Source organism: Kitasatospora sp. NPDC053308 (assembly GCF_055585785.1).
Window position 1 is genome coordinate 24,579 of sequence record NZ_JBVJJY010000003.1, and the last position, 13,605, is coordinate 38,183.

At 76.5% G+C, this 13,605-nt stretch carries 10 protein-coding genes; 1 reads left to right on the forward strand and 9 read right to left on the reverse strand.

What is annotated here, in order from left to right:
- Positions 1-2 precede the first annotated feature (2 nt).
- The 4 genes from ACZ6Y7_RS08190 to ACZ6Y7_RS08205 form a co-directional block, all read right to left on the reverse strand.
- Positions 3-1,769 carry an AMP-binding protein gene (locus tag ACZ6Y7_RS08190; protein ID WP_465757034.1) on the reverse strand — a complete coding sequence of 589 codons (1,767 nt, stop codon included), beginning with the start codon at positions 1,767-1,769 and terminating at the stop codon, positions 3-5.
- Positions 1,766-4,081 carry a helix-turn-helix transcriptional regulator gene (locus ACZ6Y7_RS08195; RefSeq protein WP_465757035.1) on the reverse strand — a complete coding sequence of 772 codons (2,316 nt, stop codon included), beginning with the start codon at positions 4,079-4,081 and terminating at the stop codon, positions 1,766-1,768. Before ACZ6Y7_RS08195 ends, ACZ6Y7_RS08190 begins: the two co-directional genes overlap by 4 nt.
- 145 nt (positions 4,082-4,226) lie before the next feature.
- A complete protein-coding gene (locus ACZ6Y7_RS08200) occupies positions 4,227-6,821 on the reverse strand; it encodes an AfsR/SARP family transcriptional regulator (protein WP_465757036.1) in 2,595 nt (864 codons plus the stop codon).
- Positions 6,822-6,915: 94 nt separating this feature from the next.
- Positions 6,916-7,917, reverse strand: coding sequence for an AfsA-related hotdog domain-containing protein (locus ACZ6Y7_RS08205; RefSeq protein WP_465757037.1), 1,002 nt, complete (start codon positions 7,915-7,917; stop codon positions 6,916-6,918).
- 360 nt (positions 7,918-8,277) lie between these two features.
- Here ACZ6Y7_RS08205 and ACZ6Y7_RS08210 point away from each other — a divergent pair, with 360 nt between their 5' ends.
- Positions 8,278-8,661 carry a DUF1345 domain-containing protein gene (locus ACZ6Y7_RS08210; RefSeq protein WP_465757038.1) on the forward strand — a complete coding sequence of 128 codons (384 nt, stop codon included), beginning with the start codon at positions 8,278-8,280 and terminating at the stop codon, positions 8,659-8,661.
- Between the two features lie 473 nt (positions 8,662-9,134).
- Here the strand turns inward: ACZ6Y7_RS08210 and ACZ6Y7_RS08215 are convergent, their stop codons facing one another.
- The 5 genes from ACZ6Y7_RS08215 to ACZ6Y7_RS08235 form a co-directional block, all read right to left on the reverse strand.
- Positions 9,135-10,028 (reverse strand): carbohydrate kinase family protein, encoded by an 894-nt coding sequence (locus tag ACZ6Y7_RS08215; protein WP_465757039.1) that lies wholly within the window; start codon positions 10,026-10,028, stop codon positions 9,135-9,137.
- Positions 10,025-10,609: an FAD-binding oxidoreductase gene (locus tag ACZ6Y7_RS08220; RefSeq protein ID WP_465757040.1), complete on the reverse strand. Its 585-nt coding sequence runs from the start codon at positions 10,607-10,609 to the stop codon at positions 10,025-10,027. Before ACZ6Y7_RS08220 ends, ACZ6Y7_RS08215 begins: the two co-directional genes overlap by 4 nt.
- Positions 10,610-10,619: 10 nt before the next feature.
- Complete coding sequence (locus ACZ6Y7_RS08225) at positions 10,620-11,621, reverse strand: phosphoribosylaminoimidazolesuccinocarboxamide synthase (protein ID WP_465757041.1); 1,002 nt, start codon at positions 11,619-11,621, stop codon at positions 10,620-10,622.
- 34 nt (positions 11,622-11,655) lie between these two features.
- A complete protein-coding gene (gene ssuE / locus ACZ6Y7_RS08230; protein WP_465757042.1) occupies positions 11,656-12,213 on the reverse strand; it encodes an NADPH-dependent FMN reductase in 558 nt (185 codons plus the stop codon).
- Between the two features lie 61 nt (positions 12,214-12,274).
- Complete coding sequence (locus ACZ6Y7_RS08235; RefSeq protein WP_465757043.1) at positions 12,275-13,501, reverse strand: Rieske 2Fe-2S domain-containing protein; 1,227 nt, start codon at positions 13,499-13,501, stop codon at positions 12,275-12,277.
- Positions 13,502-13,605: the final 104 nt, after the last annotated feature.

Below are 13,605 nucleotides of genomic sequence, written 5' to 3' on the forward strand. Positions count from 1 at the left end.
GTTCAGAGGGTGCGCGGGGTGCCCGGGCGGAGAGTGGTCAGCCAGCCGCGCAGGGCCTCCTTGCGGACGCCGCCGTGGTCGTCCCGGGGCAGCGCGCGGGCCAACTCCAGCCGGGTGGGCAGGAATCCCGCGCCCACGCCCCGCGCGGCGAGGTGCTCGCGCAGCTCGACCAGGCCGGGCGGCTCCGCCTCCGTCGTCGGGACGACCACCGCGCACGGCAGCTCCCCGTGCTCCTCGTGCAGGTAGTCCACGACCGCCGCCTCCGCCACCCGGGGGTGGGTCAGCAGCGCCTCCTCGACCTCCGCCGTCGGGACCATGAAGATGCCGCCCGCCCGCTCACCGGCCCGGGCCAGCACCTCGACCCCGCCGAGGCCGTCCGCCCGGCCCAGGTCCCCGGTGTCCAGCCAGCCGTCCTGCTCCCAGGGGACGACCGGGGCCGGGTCCCCGTGCCGCCACACCGCCGCGGCGACCGAGGGACCGCGCACCAGGAGCGGAGCCGGCTCCCGCGCGCCGACCGGGCCGGGACCGGCCGGCAGGACGGAGAGCTCCAGCCCCGGCAGCGGGCGCCCGTCGCTCTCGCCGGCGCGTTCGGCGGGTGTCTCGCCCCGGGCGACCGTGCCCAGGCCCACCTCCGGTGACCCCCACACCGCGTGCACCGGGGCGCCCAGGGCCGCCGGGAGCTCGGCCAGCAGCGGCGCGGAGGTGCGGGTGCGCCCGCCGGAGAGCGCCAGGCTCAGCGCCTCCAGCCGCCGGGGCCGTTCCCGCTGCGCCGACAGCACCTCCGACCAGTGGTCCGGGCCCGCGTACGCCAGGGTGGCCCCGGCCTCGGCCATCAGGTCCAGGCAGGTGCCCGGGTCCCAGACGTCCTGGAAGACGGCGGTCCCGCCGAGCGCGATCGGCCAGTAGACGGTGAACAGCAGCGAGGCCAGCGAGGTGAGCGGCAGCGAGGAGTAGATCACCTCGCCGCGCTCCGGCCCCGGCCCGCCGGCCGGGCGGCGGGGGACGACGTTCGCGTAGAGGGTGTTGGGGGTGTGCAGGGTGGCGGTGTAGCGGTCGCCCAGGCCCATCACCGTGACCATCAGGCCGATCCGGTCGGCCCGGTCGGCGCCCAGGGCCAGGCCGTCGCCGTGGCGGCCGCGCTCGTGCGGGACGCGCCGGAAGTACCCGTCGAAGTCCAGCGCCCCGGTCGGCGCGGCGTCGCCCAGGACGACCCGCTGGCGCAGCCAGGGCAGCCGGGGGGCCATCTCGGCCAGTGCCTCCGCGTGCTCGAAGCCCTCCCACCGGTCGGGCACCACGCAGACCCGGGCCTGGGAGGCGGCCAGGATCCGCTCCAGCCCGTGCGCCCGCACGGCCGGGAGCACCGGGACGGCCGGGGTGCCGGCCCGCAGGCAGGCCAGGAGCAGGGCGGCGGTCTCCCACCGGCTGGGCAGCTGGACGGCGACCGGGTCGCCCTCGGCCAGCCCGAGCGAGCGCAGCGCGGCCGCGAACCGGTCGACGGTGTGCGCCAGCCGGCCGTAGCCGACGGTGACCGTGCGGTGCCCGGCGGCCCGGTGGCGGCGGTGGGCGACGATCGCGGGCCGTTCGGGGTCGAGCGCGGCCGTCCGGTACAGGTCGTGCAGAAAGGTCTCGTCACGCCACCACCCGGCCTCGCGGAACCGGGCGGCCACGTCCCCGGGTGGGCGGATCGCGGCGAGCGTCTCGGGCGCGAGGGCCTGCCCCGGGGCCCGCCCGGGCGGCGTGGGCCGGTCGGGCCGCCGGTCACCGGTCACCACCGGCTCACCGACCAGGCGACCTGCACCCGCGAGGAGCAGCCGAGCCGACGCATCACCTCGCGGACGTGGTTGACCACCGTCCACTCCGAGATCTTCAGCCGAGCCGCGATCTGCCGGTTCGTCAGCCCTTCGGAGATCAGCATCGCGACCTGGACCTGCCGCGGCGTCAACGGCCGGCGCGCGGGCCCGGCGGGATCGACGGGATCGACGGGATCGGCCCCGGCCGCCGGCACGGGCGCGGCGAGCGCCTCCAGCACCGCGCCGGCCGGGGTGAGCCGGCGGCCCTCGTCCTCGGCGGTGGCGAAGTCGGCCGGGCTCAGCCGGGCACGCAGCGCGGCGGTGGCCTCCGCCAGCGCCGCGCGCCGCGCCTCGTCCGGGCGGCTCCCGAGTGCCCGCCGCAGCGCCCCGGCGGCGGCGAGCAGCCGGAGCACCCGGGGCTGCTGATGGGCGGCGGTGCGGGCCAGCAGCAGGGCGAACTGCTCCAGGGTGCCGGGCAGTCCGGCCCGGTCGCCGAGCGCGTCGGCCACCCGCAGGCTCTCCCGCAGCGCGCCGTCCGCCGCCGCCGGGTCGCCCGCCTCCGCGGCCGCGGCCGCGAGCTCGCCCAGGGCGTCGGCGACGCCCTGGCTGTGCCGCAGCCGACGGTGCGCGGCCAGGCCCTCCTCCAGCAGAGCGGCGGCCTTGCGCTGCTCGCCGCGGGCGCGCAGCACCCGGGCCAGGTCGACGGTGGCCCCGGCGGCCAGGTGCGCGGCGCCCAGCGAGACGAGCACCTCGCGGGCGGGGGCGAGCGCGGCCTCGGCGGCGGTGTGGTCGCCGAGCCGCAGCAGCGCGGCGCCGAGCCGGGCGGAGACGGCGGCGGCCTGCCGGCGGTCGCCGAGCCGGCGGGCGGCTTCCAGGGCGAGGCGGTGGCGCTGGACGGCCGTCTCCGGATCGCCGAGCGCGTTCGCGAAGCGGCCGCAGAGATCGGTCAGCCGGGCCCGCAGCGGCTCGGGCAGGGAGCGGTCGGAGCCCAGCCGGTCGCACCAGTCGCGGCCCTCGCGCAGCCGCCCGGACAGCAGCCAGGGGCGGCGGCAGGCCAGCAGCAGCCCGGCGGCGCCCTCGGTGTCACCGCGGTCGTGCAGCCGCCGCAGCGCGGCCGACAGGTTGTCGCCCTCGCCGGCCAGGGTGCGCAGCCAGTGGTCCTGCTCGCTGCCGGTGAGCCGGGGTTCGACGGCGGTGAGCAGCCGGCGGAACGCCTCGGCGTGGCGGTCCCGGGCCGCGTCCGCGCGGCCGCTGTCCGCCAGTTCGGCCAGACAGGCGGAGCGGATCGGCTCGGGCACCGCGAAGCGGGGCTCGCCCTCCTCCTTGCCGGTCACGGTGAGCAGGTGGCGGTCCAGCAGGACCTCCAGCGCCGTCTCGACGGCGGCGCCCCCGGCCGGGGCGGCCCGTTCGGCCATCGGGAGGCCGAACCCTCCCTCGAAGACGGCGAGTTGTTCCAGCAGGGCGCGCTGGACGGGCTGCAGCCCGCGCCGGCTCCAGGCGGCCAGCGCGGCCAGCGAGTGGTGCCGCTCGGGCATGTCGAGCGGGCCGCCGCCGAGCAGTGCGCCGCGCTGGCGCAGCCGGGCGTGCAGGGCCTCCGCCGAGTAGAGCCGCAGCTGCCGGGCCGCCAGCTCCAGGGCGAGCGGCAGCCCCTCCAGCAGGGCGCAGATCCCGGCGACCGCGGCGGCGTTCTCGGTGGTCAGGGCGAAGTCGGGGTCGATGTCGTGCGCCCGCCGGACGAACAACGCGACGGAGGGGAGCCGGAGCAGCGCGTCCGGCTCGTCCTCGGCCGCCGCGGCGGCCTCCGGCACCGGCAGCGGGCGGACCGGGAGCAGTCGCTCGCCCGACACCCCCAGCGGCGACCTGCTGGTCGCCAGCACCACCAGGTCCGGCTGCGCGGCGAGGACCTCGGCGACGGCGGTGGCGAGCGCGCGCCCGTGGCCGTCGCAGGTGTCGAGGCGGAGCAGCAGCCGGCCGTTCCCGTCGTCGGTCGGCCGCGGCGCGGCGGCCTCCCGCCGGACGACCTCCGGCAGGCGCTCCCCGGTCACGTCGGCCAGGTCGACGGACCGGGCGGCGGTGAAGCCGGCGGCCGCGGGCGCGGCGGCCGCGGCGAGCCGGCTCTTGCCGACCCCCGCGGGCCCGGTGAGGGTGAGCAGCCGTAGCGACCGGTCCGCCAACCGGGCGTCCAGGGCGAGCAGTTCGCGCTCACGTCCGATCAGTTCGACGGCTCCGGTGGAGCGTAGCGAAGGCTGCGCCGCCCGGACCGACCGCCACCCCTCTCGTGTTGCCGGCACTCCCCGCCCCCCGTCCTGCGCTTCCCCGTCCACCAGGGCCCCGATCGGCCGGGGGTCCCGGTCCGCCGAGGCCCCGGCCCGCCAAGAGGCCTGAGCCGCCACGGGTCCTGGTCCTACCACCGTCGCCGGTCCCGCTTAAGGCCGGCTAAAGGGCCGGCGCGGGCTGCGGACGGGGCTCGTGCAGCCGCCAGACGCCGGGACGGACCTCCAGCCGGTGGCCGGGGTCGGACCGGGCGCTGCGCAGGGCCCGGCGGGCGAAGGACTCCAGCCGGCGGTCATGGAGGGCGCGGGCGAGGTCCACGCAGGCGGTGAAGCGGGTGCGCGCCCGGGCGCGGTCGCCGCCCGCCAGCGCGTGGAACCCGAGAGCGCGCAGCACCTCGAACCGGGCCCGCCGGTCGGCCGGCTCGGGGTCGGCGGCGAGCGCGGCGGTCAGCAGCTCCTGCGCGGCGGTGCCGTCCCCGGCGTCCATCCGCAGTTCGGCCAGGCCGGCCAGGGCCCGGCTCAGCTCCGCCCGGTGGCCGGTCTCCTCGGCGATCCGGCGGGCCAGCCCGTAGTGCTCCTCGGCCTCCGCCAACCGCCGCTGCTGCCAGGCGAGGTCGCCGAGCGAGCGGAGCGTGCGCACCTCCGCCGCCCGGTCGCCGCAGCGCCGGGCCGCGTCCAGCGCGAGCGCGTGCGTCTCGGCCCAGGCGCCCCACGCGGCGTGCGTCTCCAGGTGGCCGTCCAAGGCCGCCACCAGCCGTACGGCGGCGCTCAGCCGGCCGGCCCCGTGGGCCTGCCGGACGGCGCGGACCAGCGCCTCCCGCTCCCGGGTGAACCAGCCGGCGGGCTCGGGCGGCGCGTCCCCGCAGGGCCGGGCGTGCGTCAGTACGGCGACGACCCGCTCGGCCGCGCGGGCGTACTCCGCGCACAGCCGCTCGATCGCGTCCCCGATGTCCTGCGGGTTCTCCTCCTCGGTGAGCCGCTCGACGGCCAGCACCCGCAACAGCTCCGGGACCAGGTAGCCGGCCCGGTCGGCGGCGACCAGCAGCCGGTCGTCGACCAGCCCGTCCAGCAGCCGGGCGGTCTCGGCGGGGGAGCGGCCGAACACCGCGCCGGCCGCCGCGCGCCCGAACGGGCCGGCCGGCAGCAGCCCGAGCAGCCGGAAGGCCTGCCGCAACTCGGGCCGGGCGTCCTGGTACGCCCGCAACAGCGGTGCGCGGGCGTCGAGTTCGCCGATCTTCAGCTCGCCGAGCCGGAACCGCTCGTCCCGCAGCCGGTCCACCAGCGAGGCGACGCTCCAGTGCGGGCGGGCCGTCAACTGGGCGGCCACCACTCGGACGGCCAGCGGCAGCCGGCCGCACAGCTCCAGCAGTTCGCGGACGGCGGCCGGCTCCGCCGCCTCCCGCTCCGGTCCCGCCGCCGCGGCGAACAGCGCCCGGGCCTCCTCCGGGTCGAGGGCGTCCAGCAGGACCGGCCGGATGCCGCCGAGCCCGGCGGGCAGCCGACGGGCGGTGACGATCGCGCTGCTCCCGGCGGTGGTCGGCAGCAGCGGTCGCAGCTGCGCCTCGGAGTCGGCGTTGTCGAGCACCAGCAGCAACCGGCGGCCCGTCAACTGCTCCTGCCAGGCGTCGCGGAGCTCGCCCGCGCCGGCGCCGTGCGCCAGCCGCACCCCGCGCCGTCGGAGCAGCGTGGAGATCGCCTTCGTGGCGGGCAGCGGGTGCCCCGGCTCGGGTTGGAGGTCCAGGAAGAGCCGGCCGTCCGGGAAGGCCGGACCGCAGCGGTGGGCGACCTCCAGGGCGAACGCCGTCTTGCCGACGCCCGGCTGCCCCGCCACCGCGACGAACGACCCGGCCGGGCCGTTGCGCAGCAGCTCCTCGACCCGGGCGAGCGCGACGTCGCGGCCGGTGAAGACGGGATCGGCGGGGGGCAGCGCGGCACCGCCCGGGACGTCGAGCGGCACCGCGCCCTGCGCGCCCTTCCGGTCGGCCGCGGGCTCCTCGCCCCCGGCGGCGGTGAGCAGCAGCCCGGGATCACCGGCCAGGATCCGCCGGTGCAGCCGCTGCAACGGCGGACCGGGTTCGACCGCCAGCTCGTTCACCAGCAGCTTCCGCAGCTCGGTGAAGGACCGCAGCGCCTCGGCCTGCCGCCCGGCCCGGTACAGGGCCAGCATCAGATGGCCTTGCAGTTCCTCGCGCAGCGGGTGCTCGGCGGCCAGCGACCGCAGTTCGGCGATCAGCTCGTGGTGTCGGCCGAGTTCGAGGTCGGCCCGGATCCGCTGGTCCAGGGCGGCGGCGCCGGCCTCGGCGAGCTGGGCGGCGGCCCCTTCGAGCAGCGGCCCGTGCGGGGTGTCGGAGAGCAGCGGGCCGCGCCAGAGCGCAACGGCCCGGCGCTGGAGGTCGGCGGCGCTGTGGTAGCGGCCGTCGGCCAGTGCCTCCCGGCCGAGCCGGTGCAGCTCCTCGAACACGGACAGGTCGAGCAGCTCCGGTGCGAGGGAGAGCCGGTAGCCCGGGGGCTGGGTGCGCAGCAGCTCCCGGCCCCGGGCGGGGTCGACGGCGTCCAGCAGCTTGCGCAACTGCGAGACGTAGACGTGCAGGGTGGAGGTGGCCGTGCGCGGCGGCTCGTCCTGCCACAGTTCGGTGACCAGGCTGTCCACCGACACCACCTGGTTGGCCCGGACCAGCAGGGTGCCGAGCACCACCCGCAGCTTGGCCGCCTGCGGGGTGTGCGAGACCCCGGGGCCCCCACTGCCCTCGATTTCCATCGGTCCCAGGATCCGGAACCTCACCGGGCCCACCCCCCGTGCTCTCTGCCGCCGCGTACCCGGCGGTGACGGCGACCCGCCGGCCGGCGCCGGGTCAGAAGTCCTGCACCACAGTGGTGCGTGCCTCGGCCACCGTTCTCCGGTTCTGGGTCAGCGTGAGCGTGACCGGGACGCTCGGCCGCCCGGCCGCGTCCCGCCCGATCGTCTCGGGGACGGTCGCGCAGCGCACCGGGAGGTCAGCCTCGGCGTAGCCGCGGAAGTGCACGTCACAGGCGGCCAGCATGGCCCGCTCGGGGACCAGCCCGACGGCGCGCCCGGCGGTCAGCACCGAGGCCTGCCGCAGGGACTCCATCAGCAGCGTGCCGCTCAGGTGGCCGTCCGCGGTGGCGCCCAGCGCCGGGTCGTCCCGGTGCGGCAGGACCCACGTGCTGAGCCGGCCCCGCGAGGACTGGGTCGGCTGGCTCACCACCACGTTCCCCGCCGAGTCGCGGCCGACCGCGCCGGGTTCGACCGGCCGGACCGGGCCGTCCGGCTCGTCCGCCAGCTCGGGCGCCGCCCGCACCGCCCACCGGCTGTGCGCGAGCTGCTTGCGGTGCAGCCCGGGCATGACGAAGACCAGGCTCGCCGTGCCCGTCGCGCACGGCACGTCGTCGAGCGACACCTCCAGGTGGAAGTCCATGCCGCGCGGCACCCCGTTGACCGTGTTGGCGGGCGTGGCCCGCAGTTCGGTGGTCATCCGGGCCGGGCCCCGCCCGGCGCGCCAGGCCGCCACCTCGGTCACGCCGAGGCCGACCCGGTAGAACAGGCCGGGCCGGTCCGCGGGCACGCCGAAGTACTGCTGCCCGACGAACTCGCCGATCTCCCGGACCGCCTCGGTGACCAGCTGCGGGTCGTGGAAGTGGCCCGGCCCGTCGTTGAAGAGCGGGTGGGTGCTCGGCGCGTCCCCGGTGAGCAGGAACCGCTCCTCGCCGCCGCTCGGCGCCTCCAGCAGGTAGTGGTCCCAGGAGGGCGGGCAGTGGATCAGGTGCTGGGTGGCGTGACCGAGCAGCCCGTGGTCCAGCCCGGCGCCGACGATCGCGGTGCTCTCGATGGTCATGGCGGTTCCTCACCCGGATCGGCTGGTGGCCGCGGTGTCGACAGGCCACGCCCCAGCATCGCCGCACCGGGAGGTGCGCCGACATCCGGTGACGGTGGCAGCAAGTTGCGCGGCCGGTTCTCCCGGGCGGTGCCGCGCGAAGCACGCCGGCCGCCCGGCCCGCCGCCGTACCGGCCCGCTTCACCAGGGCTTTAGCGGCGCTCTGGGGGCGGCCCCGACACTGGACGGCGCGGCGGTGACCCGATGGCCCCGGAGGGAAGCCCGCCACGGCCTCGTTCCGGGTCCTCCCCCCGGCCCGGAACGAGGCGTCGCCCGCTCCCGCGGGACGCGGCGGGCGGCCCGCGCCGCACATCCGACCCGGTGACGGTCACCCTCGTCCTGGTCGCCGACGCCCGGGTCTGCGTGATGGCGCCCTTCGCGGTCGCCTTCGACGCCGACGACCTCGTGGAGAACGAGCAGGCGCTCGAGTTCCCCGGGGAGGGGACCGCGGCCTGGGCCGACTACGTGTACTTCGCCATGTCGGTCATGACGGCCTTCGGCGCGACCGACGTCAACGTGACGTCGCGGGGGATGCGGCGGACCGTGTCGGCCGATTCGGCGGTCGCCTTCGTCTTCGACACCGTGACGGTGGCGAGCCTGGTGGGCACCCTCGTCAGGCGTCGTCCTGGGGAGCCTTCGTCAGGCGTCCTCCTCGCGCGTCCTGCTCAGGCGTCCTCCTCGCGCGTCCTGCCCACGTGCCGGTGACGCCCGGAGCGGACCGAGGGCGGCGGCGCGGCGGGCGGGGCGGGGGAGGGCCGGAGCGGACCGAGGGCGGCGGGCGGGGCGGGGGAGGGCCGGAGTCGACGAACTGCGCGACGACCGCGGGGACGAGGCGTACCGAGCCGTTCGTCCTCCACACCATCGGCGGCCTGAACGCGCCCTGCCCGCCGGCGCGGTGCCCGGCGGGGCGTGTGGAGAGGCCTTTCCGGCGCCCTGCCAGGCGGGTGCAGGACGGCGACCCGACCAGCGAGGACGAGGTGTTCGGCCAGCGCAGTCCCAAGGCGTGTCCGACGATTCCCGCCGGGCGCGCGACGCTCCCCCAGCCTTCGGCCGGGAGGGACCCCCAGGGCACGCACCTCGCCGCGTTGTCGTCGGTCGCCGATGGCCCCCAGCCTCCGCCTTGCGGTGCACGCACCCCAATGCCGCGCGCCGATCCGACGCGAATTGTCAGACACGCCCTAACACCGCAGGGCGGCGTACGACGACGTGGCGAGGTACGCCGTGGTGAGGGCGGCGGCCTCCCGGAGCGCCTCGGGCCAGGGGGCGGGGGCGAGCCGGGCGGCGAGGAGGCAGGCGAACAGGATGTCGCCGGCGCCGACCGTGAGCGGCTGCCCGTCGACGGTGGGCGCGGGCTGGTGCAGCGGGGCGCCGCCGTCCCCGGGGACGAGGACGGAACCGAGGGGGCCGAGGGTGACGAGGACGTGGCCGTCGGCGGGGACGAGTTTGCGGGCGGCGGAGATCGCCTCGTGCTCGGGCAGGTCGGCCGGGTCGGCCGGCTCGGTGCCGGCCCAGAGTGAGAGTTCGCGGGCGTTGAGCGAGACGAAGGTCGCCTGCTCGCCCTCGGGGACCAGCTTGTGCACCTCGGTCGGGTCGGCGGAGAGCAGCCAGAACGGGATGCCCCGCCCGCGGGCGGTGGCGCACAGCCAGGCCAGGGTGGCGGGGTGGCCGTCGGTGCCGGAGACGATGACGGACGCCTGGTCGAACAACTCCGGGCGGGTGCCGAGCAGTTCGGGGGTGAGCAGGTCGAGCGCGTCCTGACCGACGAAGTGCTTGTCGACGACCGAGCCGTCGACCAGCTGGGCCTCGAACAGCGGGAGCGGGGTCCGGACGGGCAGGGCGATCCGGTCGACGCCGTGGGCGGCGAGGTGTGCGTCCACGGCGGGGGCGAGGTCGCCGGTGTAGTCGGCGGTGAGGAACAGCGGGTCGCTGCCGCGGGCGGCCATCGCGCACGCGACGTTGTGGATGACTCCGCCCCAGCGCAGTGCCGCGGGTGGCAGGGCGCGGCCGACCGGTCCCTCGTGGAGGTAGTCGAGGGTGACGGTGCCTATCAGCAGGGGGCGCTTGGTGGTCATCGGCGGTCCAGTGGTTCGGCGAGGTGGAGGCTCTCGCGGTGGGCGAGCTGGTCGAGTCGGGTGCGGCCGGAGAAGCCGTCGGCGAGCAGGCGGGTGTCCGGCCCGGCGGCGCGGACAGCGGGCAGCAGGGAGGTGTCGGCGACCTGCGCGCTGGTCTCGTCGTGGCCGCGCTCGGCGCCGAAGTTCCCCGCCGGTCCCGCGACAGCCGTCGGCTGCCCGGACGGCGGCGCCGGCCCGGACTCCGGGTCCACCAGCGCCGTTCGGGCCTCCGGGTCGGTCCGGTGCAACCGGTCGAGGTGGCGGGAGGAGGCCAGGACGACGCCGGGACCGACCGCGTTCCCGGCGGTCGACGTACCGGCGCCCCGGGCCGCCAGCGGAACGCCGAGCGAGCGGCAGACCTCCAGCGCCGCCACGACCTCCTCGGCGCTGCCCGGGAACGCGACGGCGAGCGGCACGATCCGGTGGAGCGTGGCGTCGCCGGAGTACGACGCCCTGCGGCGCGTGGAACCGTCGGCTCCGACCCCGGCGCGGCGAAGCGCTGCGGCCACCTGCTCCGGCTCGGCCACCTCCCCAACCTCCATGTCCCGTAGTCTAGTTGCCCGCGGCCCCGACCAGACCGACCCGTTCCAGCAACTGCGGTGCGGGCAGTGCGGCGTGGAACTCCTCGACCGCCGCGGTCAGCCTCTGCCCGGGGTCCGGGGTGTCCGGGCGGCCGCCGGTCCACAACGCGGTGAGCGCCTGGTAGACCTCGGCGGTGGCCGTCACCAGCCGGTCGCTCAGCCGCTCCGGACGCGGCCATTCGGAGCGCGGCGTGCCGTTGCGCACGGCCGCCTGCACCTGGTCGCGCAGCCCGGGGTGGAGCAGCCGCAGCAGTTCCTTGCAGACCGGGGTGCCGTGGAAGTAGAAGCGGTTCTCGTCCGGGGTGCCGACGTGGTCGATCAGCAGCGGACGGCGGTGCTCGTCGAAGCCGTACTCGGCCTTGCCGTCCGCCAGCCGCAGTCCGACCGCGTCCGCGTGAGCGGTCAGGACCCCGGCCACGGTGCGGGTCAGCTCGACGATCCCGGCCAGATCGCCGGGGCGGACCCTCCCGACCAGGGCCGCCTCCTCGGCGGTGACGAAGCGGTCGGTCTCCTCGAACTTGGTGGTGAACTCCACCATCGGGGAGGCCAGCCAGGGCGCCCCGGCGGCGCCGTACGGCGGCACGGAGGTCGGGTCCAGGGTGCCGGCGGCGGTGCGGCGGTGGACGGAGGACTCGCGCGGCAGCGCGTTGCGGTACACCACCTGGAGCGGAATCATCCCGGCCGGGCCGGTCGCGGCGCGTCGGCCCAGGAGGTCGATGTCCAGCAGCCGGATGCGCAGGGAGCGCTCGTCCACCTGCTCCACGAAGTGGGTCGGAACGCCGGCGGCCTCGAGCAGCCCGAAGGAGTGCACGGCCATGGTGGCGGAGGCGATGCCCTTGCCGGGGATCTCGTCCGGCATCACGCCGAAGTCGTACACCGAGTAGCGGTCGGTGAAGGTGAGGATGCCGTCACCGGGGCGGCCGTCGGCCGCCGGGCGGAGGATTTCCAAGTCCTTGGTGGACCAGCGCTTCACAGGTACTCCAACGGAAGGGGGACGAGGGGCGGGCTCAGGCGGAGGCCGCGGACAGCGCGGCGCGTCCGCCGAGGGCGACGGAGAACTGGTCGGTGACCTGGGCCAGGGCGTCGGCGGCCGACTCGGCGACCGCCGCCGTGCCGTCCTCCCGCACGGTGATCTCACGGTCGAGGGTGAACCAGCCGGGGGTCACCTGGGCGGCACCCATCGAGCTGAGCACCGGACGCAGCGCGTAGTCGACCGCCAGGACGTGCGCGGTGGTGCCGCCGGTGGCCAGCGGCAGCACCACCTTCCCGGCGAGCGCGTACTGCGGCAGCAGGTCGAGGAGGGACTTCAGCAGACCGGAGTAGGCGGCCTTGTAGACGGGCGTGCCGACCACGATCCCGTCGGCCGCCTCGACGAGTCCGGCCGCCGCCGCGATGGCGGGGTGCCGGGGGTCGGTGCCGAGCAGCGCCTCGGCCGGCAACGACCGGACCTCCAGCGGGGTCACCCGGTGGCCGTGGGCGGTCAGACGGACGTCGAGGTGGCGCAGCAGGGCGGTGGTGCGGGACGTCGCGGACGGACTTCCCGAGATGGACAGCACGTGGGCCATGACAGATCCTCCTCCGAGTGGCTTGACGGGTGGGTGACCGTGCGGGCTGAGCGGGCCGGGCTCAGGAGACCAGGTCGCGCCAGTCGGTGCCCTCCGGGACGACCATGTTGGCGGAGGTCGCCTTGCCGTAGTCGGCGTCGGGCCCGAGCCCGGGCGGTGTCCCGCCGTTGGCGTGGGCATCGAGGGCGTCCAGCATGTAGCGGCGGGCCCGGACGATGCCGCGGTCGCTCTTGCCCGGATTCTCGATGGTCCGGTCGACGATCGGCCCCATGCTCTCCTGCACGGCGACGTCCTGGAGCACCAGGCCGCGGATGCCGGAGAAGCTGCGGCCTTCGGCCATCGCGGCCCGGTCCTGGCCCCAGGCGTTCTCGCGGGTGTAGCCCTCGCGGATGTTGTCCGGGTTGAGCCGGTCGAGGTCGAGGCCGAACTGCTCGGCGAAGTACGTCGGGTCCACGGGCTTGTCCTCGTTCCACCACAGGTACCACATGATGGTCTGGTGGTCGTTGACGGGCACCCAGGCGTGCCAGAGCCGGTCACCGGTGGGCAGTTCGGGCACCACGGTGTACCAGGGCATGGCGAAGGGCTTGATCCGCACCAGCGAGTCGCCGGAGGACAGCGAGCGGATCGCGGCGTAGCGCAGCCCGTACGGCTGCTCGTCGATCTCGTCGCGCGGGGCGGTGTCGTCGAGCAGGTCGCGCAGCGGGCCGTTGCGGGCCTCGGTCTCGTGGAGCAGGGAGACGTGCGCCGAGTCGATGTCGGCCTCGACGCCCTGGAACCAGTTGCAGTCCACCAGCGCGACGGTGGCGAAGACCTGCTCGGCCGGGAGCTTGGTGAAGGGGAACGCCGGGAAGGCGTTCGGCTCCCGCCCGGTGCCGCCGAGCCACACCCAGATGACGCCGCCGGCCTCCACCACCGGGTGGTGCTTGAGCGAGACCCGGGAGGCGAACCGGCCGCCGTCCTCGGGCTCCGAGGGGGTGGCCAGCACCTTGCCCGAGACGTCGAACTTCCAGCCGTGGTAGACGCAGCGCAGCGCGCAGTCCTCGTTCCGGGCCAGCGCCAGCGAGGCGCCGCGGTGCGGGCAGGCCTCGTCGAAGCAGCCGACCCGGCCGTCGGCGCCGCGGAACAGCACGTACTTCTCGCCGAGCAGTTCGACCGGGACGGGCGCGCCGCCGGGCTCGGCCAGCCGCTCGCTGCGCATCACCGGAAGCCAGTACTCGCGGAGCATCCGGCCCATGGGCGTGCCCGGTCCGACCCGGGTCAGGGATTCGTTGACCTTCCGCGTAGCCACTGGTGGCCTCCGTTTCGGTGGTAGCGACCTGCGATCGCGATGATCGGCTTCCACTCCTGAGACGAATCGGCCATCGCGGATGTGACACCCCAGGTGAGGAGCGG